The following is an 18,818-nucleotide window of genomic DNA, read 5'->3' as shown; positions in this document are numbered from 1 at the left end:
TGCTCTGTCCGTGTCCGGAGGAGCTCATAATAGGTTTTACCACGGCCGGGTAACCTAATCTGTCGCATGCGGCTTTAAGGTCCTCGTATGTTGAGACGAATTCGTATCCGCTGGTTTTAAGCCCGAGTGTTTCGGCGGCGAAAACCCTTATGTTTTTACGGTTCATCGTTTTGTTTACGGCTTCGGCGTTGGGGATTACGTGTACGCCTTCCTTTTCGGCCTCGAACAGCGCTTGTATATTTATGGCTTCTATTTCGGGAAGTACGAAATCGGGTTTTTCCCTTCTTATGACGTCAAGAACCTCCTCTTTGTTTTTCATATCTATAACATAGCTTTTTTGCGCAACAAGCATTGCGGGGGCGTTAGGGTATCTGTCGACGGCTATAACTTCGCATCCGAGCCTGTTGGCCTCAATCGCAACCTCTTTTCCGAGCTCTCCCGAACCGAGCAGCATAATTTTGATTGAATCTGATTTTAAAGGTGTTGATAGTGTCATAATAGTCCTTTTTTAAAGCGATTATAACATTTTTGACATTTATCAAGAAATAAAAAACGAACAATTGATATTATACGGAAAATAATTTATAAAGGTGACGTATGAGGCTGAATGAACTTAAAATAGGAGAAAGCGGAACCGTAAAAAAGGTTTATGCCAAAGAACCCCTTAAAAGCCGTCTTTTTGCATTCGGAATAGCAAAAGGGCAGAAGGTCAAGGTGTTAAAACACACGCTTGCGAAAAACACGTTTGAAATAGAAATAGGAAACACCAAAGTCGCCCTCAGGGATGAAGAGGCGGCTGAAGTGGAAGTGGAGATTTGAAAAGTGAAAAAGAGTGAAAGACGGAGAAAAGATGGAGCGAGAAGGGGAATAAAAATTCAGAATACGGAGGAGTAATGAAAGAAATAGTCGTAGTGCTTGTGGGGCAGCCGAATGTAGGCAAGAGCCATCTTATAAATTCTATTTCGGGGGCGCAGCTGCATGTGGGGAATTTCAGCGGTGTCACGGTTGAAAAAAAAGAAGTTGTTTTCGAAAGAAACGGATACAGGCTCAAATTTATAGATCTTCCCGGAACTTATTCTTTACATACGTATACGCCTGAAGAGGAGGTTACTAAAAAATTTTTATTTGAGGAGGAATATGATCTGATACTTAACGTTCTCGATTCGAACCAGCTTGAAAAAAACCTCACTCTTACATGGCAGCTGAGCGACCTTCAAAAACCGATGACCGTCGCGTTTAATATGTACGACGAATTCGCCAGGGAAGGCGGCGAAATTGATACGGAAAAATTCAGCAAACTTACGAACATTCCCGCCGAAAATGTATCCGCCAAGGAAAATTTCGGGCTTGAAGAGCTTTTTGAAAAAGTGATACGTACGTATGAGGGGCAAAACGTTCCTAAAGTGTATTACAGCGAGATAATCGAAGAAGAGATAGAATCCCTTAAAAGAAAAATAAAATCCTGTAAATTTTCAAAAAGGTTTGTGGCGGTAAGGCTTCTTGAAGATGACGAATATATGTATAAATTCGTTCACGAAAAACCGTGGTTTGTGGATATTATGAATACGCTTAAAAATGCGAAAGAGAGGCTTAGGATAGAATTTGACGAAGACGACACCAAAACGGTGCTTTTTGAAGAGAGGCTCGCCCTTGCAAAGGGTATAGTCACACAGGTTGCCAAAAAGGCCAAAAAAGAAACGCTTACCGAAAAGGTGGACAAGGTTCTAATTCATCCGGTGTTCGGCCTTCCTCTGTTTTTGTTTATTATGTGGGCGATATTTCAGGCCACGTTTTCACTCGGTGCCGTTCCGATGGAATATATCGACAGGGCGTTTACGGCGTTCGGGGCGGGGCTTTTGAATATACTTCCTAAAGGGATTGTAAGCGAGGCTATAGTAAACGGCGTTATCCCTGCTGTAGGTGCGGTCGTTATGTTTTTGCCGAATATCCTTATTCTGTTTTTGGGTATAAACCTGCTTGAACAGACCGGTTATATGGCAAGGGCGGCTTATATAATGGACGGCGTTTTAAAAAGATTCGGGCTTCAGGGAAGGGCTTTTATCCCGCTTGTGTCCGGATTCGGATGTTCCGTACCCGCCTATATGGCGGCAAGGACGCTTAAAAATCCTAAAGACAGACTTATTACCATGCTTGTGATAGGATTTATGAGCTGCGGGGCGAGGCTGCCGGTTTATGTGCTTTTGGTCAGTGCGTTTTTCAGACCGGAAATTCAGGGTAACGTACTGTTTGCAATATACGTCGGAGGTGCCCTCACGGGGCTTATAGTCGCTAAAATATTAAGAATCGTTCTATTTAAAGGGGAACCCGAGCCGTTTGTAATGGAGCTGCCTAAATACAGGTTTCCTAAGCTGAAAGGAATACTTTTCGATTTGTGGATCAAAAGCAAGCTGTACCTTAAAAAAGCGGGAACGTTCATTGCGACGGCGAGTCTGATTATATGGGTTTTAAGTTCGTTTCCAAGGGCGGACATCGAAAAAAAATATGAAAGTTTAATAACGCAAAATCCGTCTCGAAAAACGGAACTGATTGAGAAAATGAACGGGGAAATACTTCAAAACTCGTATCTTGCAAAAATAGGTAAATTTATAGAACCGGTATTTAAACCCCTCGGACTTACGTGGAGAGAAGACGTTTCTCTTATTGCCGGACTCGCAGCAAAAGAAGTGGTTGTGTCCACTTTAAGCGTCTTGTACGGAGGAAAAACCGATTCGTCAAAAGAAACGGTGGAAATAATCAGGAAAAATATGACGTTTACGGCTGCTGTTGCTATGATTGTGATTATTATGTTTTATTCTCCCTGTCTTGCGGCTATGGGAACATTCTGGGCTGAGGTGCCTCAGTGGCAGTGGAGGCTGTTTTATACCGTATATCCTAACGTGTTTGCATATTTGGCGGCTTTAATCGCCGTTTTTACGGTTAAAATTTTTTCTTAAGTTTTTTGTGATATGATTACGAACAAAAAAAGGAAAAAATTAAGCGTTTTTTCCCTGTAAACATATTTCAAAACAAGGAGTATAATGTATCCCGGTATTACGGTTATTAAAAGAAACGGAAGACGCGAACATCTTGATATCAGCAAAATAAGAAAATACACAAAAGCAGCCTGTGAGGGGCTTGATGGGGTTGATTACACGGAGCTGGAGCTTGACGCGAAACTTCAGTTCCGTGACGGAATCACTACTGCGGAAATTCAGGACACTCTTATTAAAACGGCGGTTGACAAAATAGATATCGACAGGCCCAACTGGAATTACGTTGCCGCAAGGCTTTTTTTATATGATCTTTATCACAGAGTGACGGGTTTTACCGGTTACAATTCCCTGCAGGATTATTTTAAAAAAGGGGAAGAGGCGGGAAGGATTCTTTTGGGTCTTAAGGAAAAATACGACCTTGAGGATCTGAATGCTTATATAAAACCCGAAAGGGATTTGCAGTTTACGTATCTCGGTATTAAAACGCTTTATGACAGATACATTATAAAAGATAGAAACAACGAGCCTATAGAGCTTCCCCAGCAGCTTTTCATGGGGGTGGCTATGTTTTTGGCACAGAACGAGACGAATTACGAATCCATCCCCGAAGAGGAAAGGGCTGATGTTCCTGACAACCCTAAAGCAATCAGGGGATACTGGGCTAAGAAGTTTTATGACGTAATAAGTAAATTCGAAGTAATGGTCGCAACGCCTACGCTTAGCAACGCCAGAACCACAAGACACCAGCTTAGCAGCTGTTATGTCGGAAGTATGAACGACAACATAGAAGGAATATTCGACGATTTTAAAGAAATGGCTCTTTTATCCAAGTTCGGCGGCGGTATCGGATGGGACGTAAGCAGAATAAGAGCGCTCGGAAGTTTTATAGATAACCATAAAAACGCGGCCGGCGGTGTTATTCCATGGCTGAAAATTACAAACGACATAGCTATCGCCGTTGACCAGCTCGGAACCCGTAAAGGGGCTATTGCGGTTTATCTCGAAACTTGGCATATGGATATTCTCGATTTTCTGGATCTTAAAAAAAACAGCGGGGAAGAAAGAAGAAGAGCGCATGATCTTTTTCCGGCTTTATGGATAAGCGATCTGTTTATGAAAAGGGTTCAGGAAGACGCTTTATGGACGCTTTTTGACCCGTATGAGGTAAAGGATCTGACCGACCTTTACGGGGAAGAGTTCGAAAAAAGATATATCGAATATGAAAACGACCCGAATATAACGAAAGAGACTATCAAGGCAAAAGAGCTTTGGAAAAAAATACTTCTTGAATATTACGAAACGGGAAATCCTTTTCTTTGTTTTAAAGACAATGCCAACAAAAGAAACCAAAACGACCATGCGGGGATTATAAGAAGTTCTAACCTCTGTACGGAAATTTTCCAAAACACCGAGCCTAACCATTATAAAATAAAAGTTACGTTTGAAGACGGAAGTTTCGCACTGTATGAGGAAGAGGAAGACGTAAACGTGGAACACGGAGATGTTACACTGACAAAAAAAGCCAAAAAGATAACGTCCATAGACGCTATCGAGGGCAAACAGGTGTATATTGTTGAAAAAGTGCCGGTTGAGGGCAAAACGGCCGTTTGTAACCTTGCAAGTGTGAATTTGAGCAAAGTAAACACCCCTGAAAAAATAAAAGAGGTCGTTCCCGTTGCTATAAGAATGCTTGATAACGTGATTGATCTTAACTACTATCCGGTCAGAAAAACGAAAGATACGAACCTTAAAAACAGAGCTATAGGGCTCGGTGCCATGGGTGAAGCGCAGATGCTCGCCGAAAAGCAGATTTTCTGGGGAAGCGAAGAACATTTAAAACTGATAGACGAAGTGTTTGAGGGCATCAGTTACTGGGCTATTAAAACAAGTGCGGCACTTGCCGAGGAAAAGGGTACGTATCCCGAGTTTGAAGGAAGCCGCTGGTCAAAAGGAATTCTTCCTATTGACAGTGCCAGCGAAGAGGCGAAAAAGCTTGTGGAAAGAGATTTGTTCAGCGCCATGCAGTATGACTGGGAAGGTTTAAGGGAAGAAGTGAAAAAAGGTATGAGAAACGGGTATCTGATGGCTATAGCCCCTACGAGCTCCATTTCCATCCTTACGGGAACGACCCAGACTATAGAGCCGGTATATAAAAGAAAATGGTACGAAGAAAACCTAAGCGGGCTTATTCCTGTGGTGGTTCCGAATCTTAGTGCGGAGACGTATATGTTTTATACGCCGGCGTACGAACTTGACCAGACCGTGCTTGTAAAAGCCGCGGCAATCAGGCAGAAATGGGTTGATCAGGGACAAAGCCTTAACATATTCATAACGACCGACAAAGCGAGCGGAAGATATCTCAATGAAATCTATATGCTCGGATGGAAACTCGGGCTTAAATCATTCTATTATTTAAGAAGCCAGTCCCCGGAAGTAAAAGAGGAGGTAATGGACAGAAGTATCGAGTGTTTCGGGTGTCAGTAAGGAACAAAAATGTATTTAATATTTACTGATGAAAGCGGGACTAATAAAGACTCCAATATTGTTTTATATGGAGGAATTGCGATAGGAGAAAATAATTTAATTAAATCTGAAATGATTATTTCTGATATAGCAAAAGAATTTTTTGGTATTGATAATATGCTTGAAATTGAAATTTATTTTGTAGATATATTTAATTATGTTTTTTATAATAGGTTGCCCTCAAAAAAAAGAAATAAAAATAAATTTGAAGAAAAAATTTTACCTTTATTAGATCAAATTAAATTGGATAAAGAAAAGCTTTCTTTGTTTGTAATAGAGTTATTTCAGTTTTTAGGTAAAGTTAATGCAACTTTTTTAGTTTCCGTTTTGAAAAGAAACAATAATATAAATACTGAAGGATATGTATTTAAAAATTTTCTTAATTTGACTGATACTTTTTTAAATAAAAAAAATTCTTATGGCATTTTAATTGCAGATGGATTTTTTAATCAAAATAAAAAAAGACAAAGTATTGAAATTTTTTCTACAGAATTAAATATTGATGATTTATCAAAAGAATATTTATTTAAAAGAATTTTGTTTGAAGGTATAAGTTGGAGGCAAAAGATTGAAATTACTGATAGTTTTCCTTTAAAATGGAAATTTGAAAGTAAAATTTATAATATTTTTAGCAGTGTATTATTTATGCCTTCTGATGAATCACATTTGATACAAATTAGTGATGTTTTATTATACGTTTTAAAAAAATATATTGAATATAAGATGTATAATATAAAAACTCTTGTTGAGTTTTTTAATGAAGATTTTCAAAAGACATTTAATTATCTTTTAAATAAGGAATGTATAGCAATTGCTACTTTAACAGAAGACAAAGACACTTTAAACACGGATATTTTTTCTTTACTGGAAGTTTTGAGGCAGGTAGGTTAAGCACCTCTCGCATAAGCTGCGAGCCTGCCTTCTGATAAAATAATATATCAAAAAAACTGTTTTGTCAAGCTACAAGTTATAGTATAATTCTCTCAAAGGAGTAATGATGCAGATAAAAAAACTTTTCAATTACGACTGTCCTTTGCATAAAGGTTCAACCACATCCATTATAAACGGTTGCAGCGAAGGGATAATCAACCTTAATAAACTGAGTTATCCGTGGGCGTACAACCTGTGGGAGATGATGCTTGCAAACACATGGTTCCCGAGGGAAGTGGATTTAACGGAAGACGCAAGACAGTACAGAAGGCTTTTGCCGGCTGAGAAAAGAATGTACGACAAAGCTTTGGCCCAGCTTATTTTTATGGATTCGATTCAGACCAACAACACCCCCGATCACGTAAACCCATGGATTACGGCGCCTGAGGTGAATATGTGCATAGTAAGACAGGCTTTTGAAGAGGCTCTTCATTCGCAGAGTTACGCCGTAATGGTTGACAGTATTTCGCTTAATACCGATGAAATATACGAAATGTGGAGGGTTGATGACAATCTCCGCAAAAAAAACGAATTTATAGGAAACGTATATGAAAGATGGGGGACTAAGGCGCTTGAAGGGGATGACGAGGCTAAAATATATATGATAGTGGCGAACCAGTGCCTTGAAGGGGTTTATTTTTATAACGGATTTGCGGCTTTTTACGTGCTTGCACGTGCCGGAAAAATGCTCGGAAGCGCCCAGATGATCAGATTTATCCAAAGGGATGAGGTAACCCATACGCTTTTGTTTGCAAACATATTTAAAGAAATTAAAAAAGAATTTCCGGAACTTTTCACTCCGGAGGTTTATAAAAACATAAAAGAGATGCTTTACGCCGCGTACGAACTTGAAAGAGACTGGGGATGGTATATTACTAATGATGAAATTTTAGGTATGAGCAAAGAGCTTATCGACAGATTTACAAAGTATCTGGCCAATAAAAGGGCGCAGGCTATGGGAATAGATCTGCTTTTCCCGGATATAGGGCTTAAAAACCCTATAAGCTGGTTTGACAGTTTCAGCAGTTTTAACGAACAGAAAACCAATTTCTTTGAGGGAAATGTTGTCAACTATTCCAAAGGAAGCCTTAACCTTGATGACTTTTAATTAATGGAAAATGTAAAATGGAAAACGGAAAATTAAAGTTTTTTCAAAAAGAGATTGCGATAAAAACCCCTAAAAGGGGCTTTTTCGTAATTACGGATAAAATTCTCTCTTCAATCGACATTTCGGATATAAATGTCGGGATAATGAACCTTTTTTTAAAACACACTTCGGCATCACTTACTATAAATGAAAACGTTTCACCCGATGTAAGGGCCGATATGGAAAATATATCGAATTCTTTGATCCCCGATGGCTACGTTTACGAACATTCTCTTGAAGGAAAAGACGATATGCCGGCACATTTCAAATCTTCAATGTTCGGGGTAAGCCTTAATATCCCTATAACCGGAGGACGGCTTAATCTCGGGACCTGGCAGGGGATTTATCTTAACGAACACAGGGATTACCCTGCTTTAAGAAAAATAGTAATCACCGTATACGGTCAGTAACATTCTATCTGATAATCCGCCATTATTGATATTTTTTTGTTGTTTTCCGGTACGGGCAGTGAAGAGTAGGTTTTCAACGTATAAAATCTTTTGATGTTTTGAGAGGATGTGAATTTTATGTTTTTTACGAAACATTTTCGGTTAAGTTTTTTCGAAAGGTTTTTCGCTTCTTTTTGTATATCGGTGTAGGCTTTTGTTTTTAGGGCGTTTATGGCGGTTTTGCTTTCTTTTTCCGTAACTGTGAAATTCAGGTGGGTAAGTTTTACTTTTGCCTTTTTGATAGTGTTCAGCATTGAGGAAAATGTTTTTATTTCCGACGTTTTAAACAGGCATTCGGTGTTTATATAAGCCTTGTAGTTTTCAAAAATTTCTTTTTTATTTATATATTTGTAAACGGGGGTGAAAGAGTACGATGTGTTTTGGCACAGGGGTTTGAGTCTGTTTACGTTTTCGTTTAACAGGTTTATTAAACCGTTCAGGGTTTTTTTTGTGATTATTATTTCTAAATTCGCCTTTAACATTGAAGGTCGGATGTTTTTATAATAAGTTTTCGTGTTTGTAACCGTATATGCGAATAACATACCGCTTAAGAAAACAATCAGTTTTTTCATAACGGACCTTTTTTCCTTAATTATAATATAATTTCAAAAAAAGGTTAGGAATGATTCTGGATTTTGACAATACGGAAAGCAAAGAGATATATAAACTTATGGCGGGCAATATAATTCCGAGGCCCGTGGCTTGGATAGTGACGGAAAACGACGGGGTTATTAACGTTGCGCCTTTTAGTTATTTTACCGGAATTTCCAGCAGACCTCCGCTTCTGATGGTAAGCATAGGAAGAAGAAAACCTACAATCGACGAACCTAAAGACACTTTTAAAAACATAAAGGAAACAAAAAAAGCCAGCGTGTGTCTCGTACCGCTTGAAATGTATGAAAAAATGGACAAAACCGGGGAGGTGTTGCCTTTTGGGGTAAATGAAGCCGAAAAGTTCGGAATAGAACTTGAAAGGGTGGATGAAAACTATCCTCCGATTGTAAAAGGATGCAAAAGGGCGTTTCTGACCGAGCTTTACGGAACGTTTGAAAACGGGGAAATGGCTACGATACCGTTTTTTTTAAAAATCCGTAAGATGTATACGGAGGGTGAATTCGAACCCGTGGCAAGAGTCGGAAAAGGATATGCGAAGCTTTGCGGAATGGAGAATTGAGAATGAATAATAAAATCGTGTGTGTGGGGAGAAATTACGTGGAACACATTAAAGAGCTCAACAACGAAATACCGGGCGCTCCTGTATATTTTATGAAGCCTTTTAGCAGTATCAGTGACGAAATTACACTTCCCGGATATTCTCCTGTGCATTATGAGGGGGAAATATGTTTTTTAATCGGAGATACCCTTAAAGTCGGGTTCGGTTTCGATTTTACACTTCGTGAAGTGCAGAGTGAACTCAAAAAAAAGGGACTTCCGTGGGAGAGGGCTAAAGCGTTTAAGGGTGCGGCGGTGTTCAGCGAATTTGTAGAATTTGAGAATATAGATGGTTTAGGGCTTGAAGTGTATAAAAACGGGAAACTTGTCCAAAAGGGGGATGTCGGTTTGATGATGTACAGGCCGGAATTTCTGTTTGAAGATATTGAGAGAATTTTCGGATTGAATGACGGTGATATAGTAATGACCGGAACACCTAAAGGTGTGGGGGTTGTAAACGAAGGCGATGAGTTTGAGGGTAAAATTTTGGAAAACGGAAAAGTGATTGCCGGTAGAAAATGGACAGTTAAATAATGGAAAATGGACAATTTAAAATGGAAAGTGAAGAATTGAAAATTGAGAATGAAATAAACAAAAATCAAGGGGTCCCCGCAAAATCGTTAGATTTTGGGGGGTGTAGAGAAGGGGTCCCCGCAAAATCGTCAGATTTTGAGGGGTATATACCCGTAAGTGAAATATTTTATTCAATCCAGGGCGAAGGAAAATACGCTGGTCATCCGAGCGTATTTGTAAGAGTCGGGGGGTGTAATCTCAAATGCCCTGGGTTCGGTGAAAGAGGGTGTGACAGTTATTACGCCGTAGATAAAGGATACAAAAGCGAATGGAAAAAAATGAATGTTGAAAAAATAATGTCGGAAGTTTTTAAATATGTTAAAAAAAACACCCATCTTGTCATTACCGGGGGAGAACCCACCCTTTTTCATAAAGAACTTTATCCTCTGGTTGAACGGTTTGAAGGAACCGTTACAATAGAAACAAATACGACGGTGGATATCGATTTTGAAAAATATCCCGCATACAGGAAAGCCGTATTTGCTATGAGCGTAAAGCTTTCAAACAGCGGGGAGGATTATAAAAAAAGGGTGAAAAAGAAAGTGATAAGAAATTACGCACTTAACGCACGTAAAAGTTTTTTCAAATTTGTAATCGACAGGGATTTGAAAAAAGAGATTGAGGATGTTACAAAAGGGATTGATTTGCCTGTTTACTGTATGCCTCTCGGTGCGGACAGGGGAGAGCTTGAAAAAAACGCCCCTTTTGTGTTTGAATTCTGTCTGAAAAACGGATACTGTTACAGCGACAGAATTCATATAAGACTTTTCGGTAAGAAAAAGGGTGTCTGAAATGAAATGTATAAAATTAAAAACCGGGGATGAAAAGTGATTATAAGAAAACTTTTTAAATTTGAAAACGCGCATATTGTAAGAAACTGTACGAGCAGAAGATGCAGCCGCTCGATACACGGGCACAGTTATAAAGTGGAGGTCAAACTCAGCTCAGATTATCTTGACAACGGCGAGATGGTATATGATTTCGGGCTTATGAAAGCGACCGTAAAAGATCTTATCGACAGTTTTGACCATGCCGTTACCCTGTGGGCTAAGGATGATCCTGAATATATGGAGTTTGCCAAAAAATTCAGTGAAAGATGGATAGTACTGCCGGTCAACCCTTCGGCGGAGCAGTTTAGCAGGGTGTTTTTTTTGATAATCGACAGGGTGCTTTCGCTGATTGAATTTAACAACGGTGAAAGAGAAGTCAAGCTGCATTCGGTTATTGTTCATGAAACTGATACCGGTTATGCGGAGTGTTTCAGAAAAGACGCCTATAATTTCAGCGGTATGGGGGAAATAAAGCTCGAGGAAATAGAATTTAGCGGCAGAATAAAAGAGGAATGGGGCGACGGGGATCTGTGGGAGAGGATTATATTAAAAAAGCCGATAAAGCTTCCCGAAGAAATTTAATGAAAAAAGATATTTTTTTAATAATTTTACTTGCTTTTTTGTATTATGTGACGGGGGAGCTTAGTTTTAAGCTTTTTTTCGGAATAAAAATTATAAATATCGGCCTTTTCATTCCAGAAGGTATTGCTCTTGCATTTGCCCTTTATTTCGGGAAAAAAGTGTTGCCCGGAATCTTTTTAGGGCAGTTTCTGCTCGCTTTTAATAACGGAATAGATTTGGCCCCTTCGGTGTTTATAGGAATAATAAACACCCTCGAAGCTTATATGGGAATAACTCTTTTCAAAAAATTCAACCTTTCGGTAAAACTTTCCGCGTTCAGGGATATTACCGGTCTTTTTATACTTATTTTTTTTGTTCTGCAGCCTTTCAGTGCCGTTGTTTCAAATACCGTTTTGTCTTTTTATTACAAAACCGGGTTGAATGAATTTTTAATCAAGGTGTTTTCATGGTGGTTCGGAAATATAATGGGACAGATGCTGTTCACCCCTTTTTTGCTGTTGCTGTTTGAGAAAATCAAACGGATAAAATGGACGAGTTTTTTTCTGCTCGGGGCTGTTTTCGCTTTTTATCTTTATATTATAGAAATTTGTTTGAAAATACACAATCCTTTTGTACTGATAACGCTAAGTTTATCGGTTGTGGTATATGTAACCATTAAAAAAGATCTGTTTTACGGGATTTATCTGAGCGTTGTATCGTCGATGGTTTCAGCATATTCCGTTTATCTGAACACCGGGGCTTTTTTCCTCGGGTCGGCTTTGGAAAACACCGTAAATTACAATCTGTATGTTTTTGTCCATATAGTAATAGTGATTATGTTCGGGGTGTTGTTTGAAGAGAGGAGATATTATGAGGAATATCTTGAAAAAAGAATTGAAGAGGAAGTTAAAAAGAACGAGTCCCACCAGGTTCTCATGCTTCACCAGAACAGACTCGCACAGCTCGGGGAGCTGATTAATATGATAGCCCACCAGTGGAGGCAGCCTCTTAATAATCTTGCAATACTCAACCAGCTGCTGGTGAAAAAATATAAAAACGGGGAAATTGATAAAAAAACATTCGAATATTTCGAAAAACATTCAAAAAAGCAGATTGATTATATGTCAGACACTATAGACAGTTTTAGAAATTTTTTTCAAAAAGACGAGGGGAAAGCCGAATATTTTTCTCTGAAAAAATGCCTTTATAGGGTTTTGTATCTGTTAAACCCGGTATTGAAAGACAGAAACATTGAAATATGCGTGAATATACCGGATGAAAATTTGTACGGTTATCCCAGAAGTTTTTCGCAGGCGCTGTTAAATATACTGAATAACGCAAAAGACGTTTTGATTCAAAGAAACGTGAATGATAAAAAAATATACATAACCTCCGAAAAAAAAGGAGAATATATTATAATTAACATAGAAGATAACGGTGGGGGGATTGACAAATCCGTAATAGACGAAGTTTTTACTCCCTATTTTTCCACTAAGGTATCTAAAAACGGGACAGGAATGGGGCTTTATATAGCCAAAATTATTATTGAAAAAAAAATGGGCGGGGAACTTTCCGTGTATAATACAAAAAACGGTGCGAATTTTACAATCAGGTTAAAGGCGTGATTATGTTAAAAAATTTTACTTTACTGTTCGTTGAAGATGACGAGCTTACGCAGGAGCATATGAAAATACTGTTTAAAGACAGTGTGAAGGAGTTTTTCCAGGCTTTTGACGGAGAGGAGGGGCTTAAAATATTTAAAAATAAAAATCCGGATATTGTCGTTACGGATATAGCAATGCCGGTGCTCGACGGGCTCAGTATGGCCAAGGAGATTAAGAAAATCGACAAAGAAAAGCCTATAATAATAATTTCCGCGTATGATGACAAAAAATATCTTTTAAACGCCATAAACTGTGTGGGGGTTAATAATTATATTTTAAAACCGCTTGATGTGGAGATGCTTGAGTACAGACTAAACTCCATAGCCGCTCAGCTGTTCAGTAAACATGAAACAAGACAGAAAGAGGAGGAAAAAACAAAAGAACTTATAGATCTCGCCTTTTATGACACTCTTACAAAAATTTTTAACAGATATGTTTTTGAAGAGACACTTGAAAATTATTTAAGTTCCGAAGTTTTATTCAGTCTGTTTTTAATCGATTTGGATGATTTTAAAGGAATTAACGACACCTACGGACATCCGGCGGGGGATAAAGTATTAAAAACGGTTACGGATAATATAAAAAAAGTGATAAGAAAAAGTGACGTTTTTGCGAGAATAGGAGGGGATGAGTTTGCACTGGTGATAAAGGAAACCGACAGGGACGAAATTGAAAAAATAGCAAAAAAAATATTAAACGCGGTGTGCATAGTAATAAATTATGAAAAAGAGGATATTAAAATAGGCTGCAGCATAGGCATATACATACACGGTAAAAAACCGGACACTAAAGAAAAAATCCTGAAAAAAGCCGACGAAGCTATGTATAAATCAAAAAAAAAGGGAAAGAACCGTTATACCGTATTTTTCTGATTTATTGTATAAAAAATGTTTTATGCTGATGAATGAATAAAAAATATTTGTTTGAAACGAAATATTGACATAAGATATAAAGATGTGCTATATTTACCGCGTACAAAAAAATCCCCACACGGGAGAAACAAAGGATTGAAATGAGTATAAAAATAGCTGTACCTGTTGAAGGTGATAATCTGGTAATAGTTACAAGAACGGGAAGGGCCCCTTTTTTTGCAATATATGAATTTGACGGAAACGAATTTAAACTGTTGGGGTTAAACGAAAACACCCACGCCCGGGAACATGAGCATGAACATGAAGAACACGCCGAAGAATACACCTCCGATGAGGTGGAACATCATCACAAGCATGTAAAAGCGAGCAGGGTTGACGAAAGCGATTATATTGTTGTAAGGGGGCTCGGTCCGAATATGAAAGACGCCCTTGAACTTGCCGGGATCAAGATTATAAAAGTTACTAAAAAAGACGGTTTGACTGCTCCGGAAGTTCTTGAAAAAATCAAAGGGCAGCTCAAATGAGAGTGGTGATTCCCACTTCGACTCCCGACGGTCTTTTGGCTAAAAGAGGCGCACATTTCGGAAAAGCCCCGTTTTATATCGTAGTTGATATTGAAAACGGGGAAGTTGAAGAAGTAAGAGCCGTTCAAAATCCCGGACATGCGGGAGGAGCCTGCGGAAACGCCGTTGCAAATATACAAAGTCTCGGAACCGATGCGTTAATTGTGGCGGGAATCGGCGGCAGACCTCTTGCAGGATTTAAAGAGGCGGGAATAAAAGTATATTTTGATAATGTTTCCCCTACGGTGGAAGAAGCGGTTGATAAATTTATAAAAGGCGAAATTCAGGAAATCAGACCTGAAAATGCGTGCGGAGCGCACTGAATAACCTTTTTTTTATCTCTTCTTTCGTTTTTAAAAATTCTTCGTAACTTTTTCCGTCGGGATCTTCAAAAGGTATGTGTATTGTTTTTGTCCCCGGAATTACTGGACATTCTTTTGCGGCATTGTCGCATACTGTTATTGCCAGATCAAAAGGCGCTTTATTTAAAATTTCTTCAATTGTTTTTGAATGATACTCTTTTTTCCAGGCATTTTCTTCGGTTAATACCTTTTTGGCATGCGGATTTACTTTTCCGCTCGGTCTGCTTCCTGCACTGTAGGCTTTTATTGATGAAAAATATTTGTTTATAAGCCCTTCCGCCATAATGGAGCGGCAGCTGTTTCCCGTACATAAAATCAAAACTTTTTTCAAAAACAGTCCTTTTTTGCTTGAATTTTAAAATAAATTTGATATAATTTCAATCCACACAAACGGAGAGGTGGGTGAGTGGCTGAAACCGGCGCCCTGCTAAGGCGTTGTACCCACATCGGGTACCGCGGGTTCGAATCCCGCCCTCTCCGCCATTACTTCAAAAACTCAGTAATTTCGGTATCTTTCAAAAATCAACGAGGTAAGTGTCAGTCGTTTTTGGCGGATTTTTACTGACAATTTAACTGACAGTTTTTAAATTAATTTATATTTTATAAAAAATCTTTTAAATCTCGTCTAACGATAATACCTTTTTTTATTTTTTTTACTGCTTGTTCGTGCAATTGTCTGACTCTTTCTCTTGTCACACCTAAAATATATCCAATCTCGTCCAATGTTAAACCTTTAAGCATAGATGAAGCATTTTTATAATTTTTCTTTTCTAAACATTCAATCATTTTGTCATATGTTCCATATTTTTCCCAGCATTTTTTAGCTTCTTCTATAATTAAGTCGTATTTTTGTTTCATTTGAGTCCTTTTTATTAAATTTTGATTTAAATAAAATAAATAAATTTTTTATGATTTTATAATCAAACTTTTTATAATAAGCATCCAAACCTTCTATAAAAGCATTAGCCCCCATAATAAACTGATGAACTTCTTTAGGTGCACTAAAAGGTAAGTCTTTATATGTTCCCATACCGTCTATCGTAGCATCTATTGTAAAATGATATGCTAAACCTGCACTGACACCTGTTGTAAAATTAAATAAAAAATCGTCTTTTTTTTCATGAATCAAATCCCAAATTCCCAAATGTTCTTTTGGTAATTTATCATAAATCATATCTATTGCTATTATTGAGAATAAAATCAAAGTTTCAATTATAATCCCTGCAATAACAGAATGTGTAAAAATTGAACGATGGTTTTCTATTCCAAATATTTCTAAATCTAAATCCGGAATACCTCCATCACCATCAATTCCGCCCGAACCTAAATATGCACCTAATATAAACATCAAAAAATTTGCAATATTTGTCTTTGGATTTTTTCTTATATATTTTGAAAAATTTTTGACGGCTTTGATGATTTCTTCATTTAATTCTTCAATATTTTCGTTTGTTTGTTTATATTTATTGTTAAAATATTTTTTTAATTCTTTGTTTAGAAAAGCTTTATAAAATTTATTCCCCTCCAAAGAAAAATATTTTCCCATCTTTAAAACAATATCTTTGGCATTTTTTAATCTTCTACTCGCTACATATATAAGTATCAAAGGAATTTTACCCCCTCATGCTGTTAAATTTTTATTTGAAGTTTTCATTACTGCATATTTAAGTTCTTCATTTAGCTTTAAGATTTGTTGTTTAGTCATTATATTTCTCCTAATAAATTTGGTAAAGTTGGTTGTTTAATTTTATTTTTACATAATTTTTTTAATTTTTTTAAAAAACTTTCGCTAAATTTTAAATTATTATATTTTCCTTCATAAAAAAAATATTCTCTATATTCTTTTAATGGAATATATTTTTTATTTTCTTTTCTCAAAATATTATTATTGACTAAAAAAGTATAAAATTCTCTAATATTTCTGAAACAATCAATTTCATCAATAATTTCCTGTGCAGAATAACCATTTTTTTTATGAAAGAAATCTTCAATATTATTAATCTCATTTTTAGTTAAAAATTTATTTTCTTTAGCTAAAAAAACTTTTACTTTTTTATTTAATTTTAAAGCATTTAATATATTATTGTAACTTCCTTTACTTTTTCCATCCCATATAACCAAACAATAATCTGCATCATTTACCATTCTTTCATCTTTTAACATTTGATTAATCCTGTTATTTTTTGTATTGGGTGGAATAATTTGAATTATGTTGAACTTATAATTGGCGATATTTCTTGGCATAGGAAATATAGTATAAACTGATACATTGTAATATTTTTTTTCGCTAAAAAATTTTTGAACTAAAAAATCTATTCCTTTTGCATCACCTACTAAGACTTTTTCATTATTACGAATAATTTTCAATAAAACATCATCTATTTTTTTAGGTAGGTTTTTTAAAGACATAGAACCACTAATAAAAATCTTCATTGTTTTGTCCTTGTTTTAGTTATACATAAAACATAGATTTTTTTTACCTTCCCTTTTTTATATAAAAGATTACAAATAGTAATTAATGTAGAACCACTTCTATAAATATCATCCAAGAGTAATATAGTTTTTCCTTTGTATTTTGAATTCTTAATATCTAAAGTATCAACTAATATTTTTTTTCTTTTTGATAAATTATTTATATTTTTTAATTCTTTTGGTGTTGCTTTCTTTTTAAGATAACTTAAATCAACACTTTTTTTTAAATTTCTGCCTATATATTTTGCTATTTCATATAAAGGTTGTATTTTTCTTTTTTTTGAAAAAGGTACCGGCAATATTATATCTATCTCTTTTGATAGATTTTTATTCTTAATAAATTCTACAATTACATTTCCAATAATTTCAATGTTTTCAAATTTGTTTTTATATTTTAATTCGTATAACAAATTTCCAAGATTTGTTCTAGTGGTTATATAATTATAATCGTCAATTTTTATACTACTTATTGTATGAATATCTAATGCCCATCCTTTTGCCCAAGGTCCATACAATGGATATGTTTTTTGAATTGTATCATCAATTTGACAATTCTTTTTTCCCGGTGATTCTGTATTTTTTTCTATAAAAGTATTATTTTTTTTGATTATTTCAAATACTTCATTTAAATAATCTGCCTCTTTTGGTAAAATTTTTTCTCTCAACGATAAAGGAACTTTTTGCAAAAATATATCTTGCGTTTGAATATCATTTTTAATAAAAATATTTATCATATCATCATTTAAAAGATTACATTGTTCTATGTTTAATTCATCTTTTATTTTTTCTCTTAATAAAATCAATCTTTCCTTAATAGTCAAATTTGATTTAGTTTTTAATTTTTCAATATCTTCTTTAATATTTTTATTACTAGTTGTTTCTTTCTCCTCTATACCATGTTCTACACTTTCAATATATTTTATTTTCTTTTCTATTATTTCATCCGATTTAAACAAATCTTTTTGTTCAATAATATCTTTTACTTCATAATCATTATAAGATATTGTTTCTTTTTTAATTTTTGCATTAGTTGTTTTTGTCATTTGAATATTAGAATTTGCAATATCCTCTTTATCTTTTCTAAAAAAATCTTTAATTATTTTTTGTAAACCCCAACCAGTTATTAATTCAATAAATGTAATAACAGCCCAAAAAGGTCCCATAACAAAAAACCAAAAAAAAGACATTAATATATAGAATATAAGAGATTGATTTCTATATTTTTTAGCAATAATAAAGCCTATAAGAACAAATAAAATAATAAAAAACAGTACCATACATTTCCCTTTTTCATTCAATTGAAGTAAATTATATCCCTTTGTTACATCTCTGTCAAATTATCCCATAGGATGTAGATGAATAACGATATTAAAGAGTTTTATAAAATAATTTCTTCCAATGTTAAGAAAAAAAGAATTGAAAAAGGCTTTTCCCAGCTTGATTTGGCTCTTGAAATAGGTATTAAATCAGTAGCTTTTTATTCTAACTGTGAAAATTTAAGATACGGCAAGCATTTTAATTTGGAACATTTATACAAACTGGGTCCCTCAATAAAACTGTGTAAATCCTGAAATAAGTTGTTAAAATAAAAAATAATATTGAAAGGATTTACACATGGGAATTTTGAATCTTGAAGAATACAAAAGAAGACTTGAATCAGGAAATCC

22 protein-coding genes and 1 tRNA gene are annotated in these 18,818 nt (G+C 35.8%); 16 read left to right on the top strand and 7 right to left on the bottom strand.

The annotated features are described in order from the left end of the window. A partial coding sequence (locus ACXJIE_RS06635) for an ATP-grasp domain-containing protein (RefSeq protein WP_456480179.1) occupies positions 1–496 on the bottom strand: 496 nt, incomplete at its 3' end. 101 nt (positions 497–597) lie between these two features. On the opposite strand from ACXJIE_RS06635, the gene ACXJIE_RS06630 reads away from it, so the two are divergent. The 6 genes from ACXJIE_RS06630 to ACXJIE_RS06605 all read left to right on the top strand — a co-directional run bounded on the left by ACXJIE_RS06630 (position 598) and on the right by ACXJIE_RS06605 (position 8,003). Continuing rightward, positions 598–819, top strand: coding sequence for a FeoA family protein (locus ACXJIE_RS06630; protein ID WP_456480178.1), 222 nt, complete (start codon positions 598–600; stop codon positions 817–819). Positions 820–893: 74 nt separating this feature from the next. Beyond that, on the top strand, positions 894–2,954 hold the full coding sequence (gene feoB, locus ACXJIE_RS06625; RefSeq protein WP_456480177.1) for a ferrous iron transport protein B: 2,061 nt from the start codon (positions 894–896) through the stop codon (positions 2,952–2,954). 96 nt (positions 2,955–3,050) lie between these two features. After that, the gene (locus ACXJIE_RS06620) at positions 3,051–5,477 is read left to right on the top strand and encodes a ribonucleoside-diphosphate reductase subunit alpha (protein ID WP_456480180.1); all 2,427 of its coding nucleotides are present in this window, start codon (positions 3,051–3,053) and stop codon (positions 5,475–5,477) included. 9 nt (positions 5,478–5,486) lie between these two features. Beyond that, positions 5,487–6,407: a DUF3800 domain-containing protein gene (locus ACXJIE_RS06615; protein ID WP_456480176.1), complete on the top strand. Its 921-nt coding sequence runs from the start codon at positions 5,487–5,489 to the stop codon at positions 6,405–6,407. Positions 6,408–6,513: 106 nt separating this feature from the next. Beyond that, entirely contained in the window at positions 6,514–7,554 is a 1,041-nt protein-coding gene (locus ACXJIE_RS06610; RefSeq protein ID WP_456480175.1) for a ribonucleotide-diphosphate reductase subunit beta, read from the top strand. Positions 7,555–7,571: 17 nt separating this feature from the next. Beyond that, entirely contained in the window at positions 7,572–8,003 is a 432-nt protein-coding gene (locus ACXJIE_RS06605; RefSeq protein ID WP_456480174.1) for a secondary thiamine-phosphate synthase enzyme YjbQ, read from the top strand. Here ACXJIE_RS06605 and ACXJIE_RS06600 read toward each other — a convergent pair. Beyond that, positions 7,997–8,614 (bottom strand): SIMPL domain-containing protein, encoded by a 618-nt coding sequence (locus ACXJIE_RS06600; RefSeq protein ID WP_456480173.1) that lies wholly within the window; start codon positions 8,612–8,614, stop codon positions 7,997–7,999. The two genes, ACXJIE_RS06605 and ACXJIE_RS06600, sit on opposite strands and share 7 nt — an antisense overlap. A gap of 50 nt (positions 8,615–8,664) precedes the next feature. Between ACXJIE_RS06600 and ACXJIE_RS06595 the strand changes: the two genes are divergently transcribed. From ACXJIE_RS06595 to ACXJIE_RS06560, 8 genes are all read left to right on the top strand, one after another. Next, positions 8,665–9,216: a flavin reductase family protein gene (locus ACXJIE_RS06595; protein WP_456480172.1), complete on the top strand. Its 552-nt coding sequence runs from the start codon at positions 8,665–8,667 to the stop codon at positions 9,214–9,216. A 2-nt stretch (positions 9,217–9,218) separates the two neighbouring features. Beyond that, the gene (locus ACXJIE_RS06590) at positions 9,219–9,788 is read left to right on the top strand and encodes a fumarylacetoacetate hydrolase family protein (RefSeq protein ID WP_456480171.1); all 570 of its coding nucleotides are present in this window, start codon (positions 9,219–9,221) and stop codon (positions 9,786–9,788) included. A gap of 20 nt (positions 9,789–9,808) precedes the next feature. Then, complete coding sequence (locus ACXJIE_RS06585) at positions 9,809–10,618, top strand: 7-carboxy-7-deazaguanine synthase QueE (protein WP_456480170.1); 810 nt, start codon at positions 9,809–9,811, stop codon at positions 10,616–10,618. A gap of 36 nt (positions 10,619–10,654) precedes the next feature. Further along, on the top strand, positions 10,655–11,239 hold the full coding sequence (locus tag ACXJIE_RS06580; protein ID WP_456480169.1) for a 6-pyruvoyl trahydropterin synthase family protein: 585 nt from the start codon (positions 10,655–10,657) through the stop codon (positions 11,237–11,239). Further along, positions 11,239–12,843, top strand: coding sequence for a sensor histidine kinase (locus tag ACXJIE_RS06575; RefSeq protein ID WP_456480168.1), 1,605 nt, complete (start codon positions 11,239–11,241; stop codon positions 12,841–12,843). The genes ACXJIE_RS06580 and ACXJIE_RS06575 overlap by 1 nt, the downstream gene beginning before the upstream one ends. Positions 12,844–12,845: 2 nt before the next feature. Then, complete coding sequence (locus tag ACXJIE_RS06570) at positions 12,846–13,754, top strand: diguanylate cyclase domain-containing protein (RefSeq protein WP_456480167.1); 909 nt, start codon at positions 12,846–12,848, stop codon at positions 13,752–13,754. Between the two features lie 140 nt (positions 13,755–13,894). Next, positions 13,895–14,278 carry a NifB/NifX family molybdenum-iron cluster-binding protein gene (locus tag ACXJIE_RS06565; protein WP_456480166.1) on the top strand — a complete coding sequence of 128 codons (384 nt, stop codon included), beginning with the start codon at positions 13,895–13,897 and terminating at the stop codon, positions 14,276–14,278. After that, positions 14,275–14,640, top strand: coding sequence for a NifB/NifX family molybdenum-iron cluster-binding protein (locus ACXJIE_RS06560; RefSeq protein WP_456480165.1), 366 nt, complete (start codon positions 14,275–14,277; stop codon positions 14,638–14,640). Before ACXJIE_RS06565 ends, ACXJIE_RS06560 begins: the two co-directional genes overlap by 4 nt. On the opposite strand, the gene ACXJIE_RS06555 is transcribed toward ACXJIE_RS06560, so the two are convergent. Continuing rightward, a complete protein-coding gene (locus ACXJIE_RS06555; RefSeq protein WP_456480164.1) occupies positions 14,609–15,010 on the bottom strand; it encodes an arsenate reductase ArsC in 402 nt (133 codons plus the stop codon). The genes ACXJIE_RS06560 and ACXJIE_RS06555 overlap by 32 nt on opposite strands. A 61-nt stretch (positions 15,011–15,071) precedes the next feature. Here ACXJIE_RS06555 and ACXJIE_RS06550 point away from each other — a divergent pair. Further along, positions 15,072–15,162, top strand: a tRNA-Ser gene (locus ACXJIE_RS06550). Positions 15,163–15,279: 117 nt separating this feature from the next. Here ACXJIE_RS06550 and ACXJIE_RS06545 read toward each other — a convergent pair. The 4 genes from ACXJIE_RS06545 to ACXJIE_RS06530 all read right to left on the bottom strand — a co-directional run bounded on the left by ACXJIE_RS06545 (position 15,280) and on the right by ACXJIE_RS06530 (position 18,428). After that, complete coding sequence (locus ACXJIE_RS06545; RefSeq protein ID WP_456480163.1) at positions 15,280–15,537, bottom strand: sigma factor-like helix-turn-helix DNA-binding protein; 258 nt, start codon at positions 15,535–15,537, stop codon at positions 15,280–15,282. After that, positions 15,500–16,285, bottom strand: coding sequence for a hypothetical protein (locus ACXJIE_RS06540; RefSeq protein ID WP_456480162.1), 786 nt, complete (start codon positions 16,283–16,285; stop codon positions 15,500–15,502). The genes ACXJIE_RS06545 and ACXJIE_RS06540 overlap by 38 nt, the downstream gene beginning before the upstream one ends. Positions 16,286–16,383: 98 nt before the next feature. Continuing rightward, positions 16,384–17,112, bottom strand: a complete 729-nt coding sequence (locus ACXJIE_RS06535; protein ID WP_456480161.1) for a hypothetical protein — start codon at positions 17,110–17,112, stop codon at positions 16,384–16,386. Continuing rightward, entirely contained in the window at positions 17,109–18,428 is a 1,320-nt protein-coding gene (locus ACXJIE_RS06530; protein WP_456480160.1) for a ComF family protein, read from the bottom strand. The genes ACXJIE_RS06535 and ACXJIE_RS06530 overlap by 4 nt, the downstream gene beginning before the upstream one ends. A 78-nt stretch (positions 18,429–18,506) precedes the next feature. On the opposite strand from ACXJIE_RS06530, the gene ACXJIE_RS06525 reads away from it, so the two are divergent. Continuing rightward, positions 18,507–18,722: a helix-turn-helix domain-containing protein gene (locus ACXJIE_RS06525; RefSeq protein WP_456480159.1), complete on the top strand. Its 216-nt coding sequence runs from the start codon at positions 18,507–18,509 to the stop codon at positions 18,720–18,722. Positions 18,723–18,818: the final 96 nt, after the last annotated feature.

The sequence above is a fragment of the Nautilia sp. genome (assembly GCF_053994455.1).
This window is presented reverse-complemented; position numbering and strand designations above follow the sequence as displayed.

What these genes read in the sequence shown, in the direction of transcription:
- ACXJIE_RS06630 (WP_456480178.1), top strand. Translation starts at nt 598, where the DNA reads ATGAGGCTGAATGAACTTAAAATAGGAGAAAGCGGAACCGTAAAAAAG.
- feoB (WP_456480177.1), top strand. Translation starts at nt 894, where the DNA reads ATGAAAGAAATAGTCGTAGTGCTTGTGGGGCAGCCGAATGTAGGCAAG.
- ACXJIE_RS06615 (WP_456480176.1), top strand. Translation starts at nt 5,487, where the DNA reads ATGTATTTAATATTTACTGATGAAAGCGGGACTAATAAAGACTCCAAT.
- ACXJIE_RS06610 (WP_456480175.1), top strand. Translation starts at nt 6,514, where the DNA reads ATGCAGATAAAAAAACTTTTCAATTACGACTGTCCTTTGCATAAAGGT.
- ACXJIE_RS06605 (WP_456480174.1), top strand. Translation starts at nt 7,572, where the DNA reads ATGGAAAACGGAAAATTAAAGTTTTTTCAAAAAGAGATTGCGATAAAA.
- ACXJIE_RS06600 (WP_456480173.1), bottom strand. Translation starts at nt 8,614, where the DNA reads ATGAAAAAACTGATTGTTTTCTTAAGCGGTATGTTATTCGCATATACG.
- ACXJIE_RS06595 (WP_456480172.1), top strand. Translation starts at nt 8,665, where the DNA reads ATGATTCTGGATTTTGACAATACGGAAAGCAAAGAGATATATAAACTT.
- ACXJIE_RS06590 (WP_456480171.1), top strand. Translation starts at nt 9,219, where the DNA reads ATGAATAATAAAATCGTGTGTGTGGGGAGAAATTACGTGGAACACATT.
- ACXJIE_RS06585 (WP_456480170.1), top strand. Translation starts at nt 9,809, where the DNA reads ATGGAAAGTGAAGAATTGAAAATTGAGAATGAAATAAACAAAAATCAA.
- ACXJIE_RS06575 (WP_456480168.1), top strand. Translation starts at nt 11,239, where the DNA reads ATGAAAAAAGATATTTTTTTAATAATTTTACTTGCTTTTTTGTATTAT.
- ACXJIE_RS06570 (WP_456480167.1), top strand. Translation starts at nt 12,846, where the DNA reads ATGTTAAAAAATTTTACTTTACTGTTCGTTGAAGATGACGAGCTTACG.
- ACXJIE_RS06565 (WP_456480166.1), top strand. Translation starts at nt 13,895, where the DNA reads ATGAGTATAAAAATAGCTGTACCTGTTGAAGGTGATAATCTGGTAATA.
- ACXJIE_RS06560 (WP_456480165.1), top strand. Translation starts at nt 14,275, where the DNA reads ATGAGAGTGGTGATTCCCACTTCGACTCCCGACGGTCTTTTGGCTAAA.
- ACXJIE_RS06545 (WP_456480163.1), bottom strand. Translation starts at nt 15,537, where the DNA reads ATGAAACAAAAATACGACTTAATTATAGAAGAAGCTAAAAAATGCTGG.
- ACXJIE_RS06535 (WP_456480161.1), bottom strand. Translation starts at nt 17,112, where the DNA reads ATGAAGATTTTTATTAGTGGTTCTATGTCTTTAAAAAACCTACCTAAA.
- ACXJIE_RS06530 (WP_456480160.1), bottom strand. Translation starts at nt 18,428, where the DNA reads ATGGTACTGTTTTTTATTATTTTATTTGTTCTTATAGGCTTTATTATT.
- ACXJIE_RS06525 (WP_456480159.1), top strand. Translation starts at nt 18,507, where the DNA reads ATGAATAACGATATTAAAGAGTTTTATAAAATAATTTCTTCCAATGTT.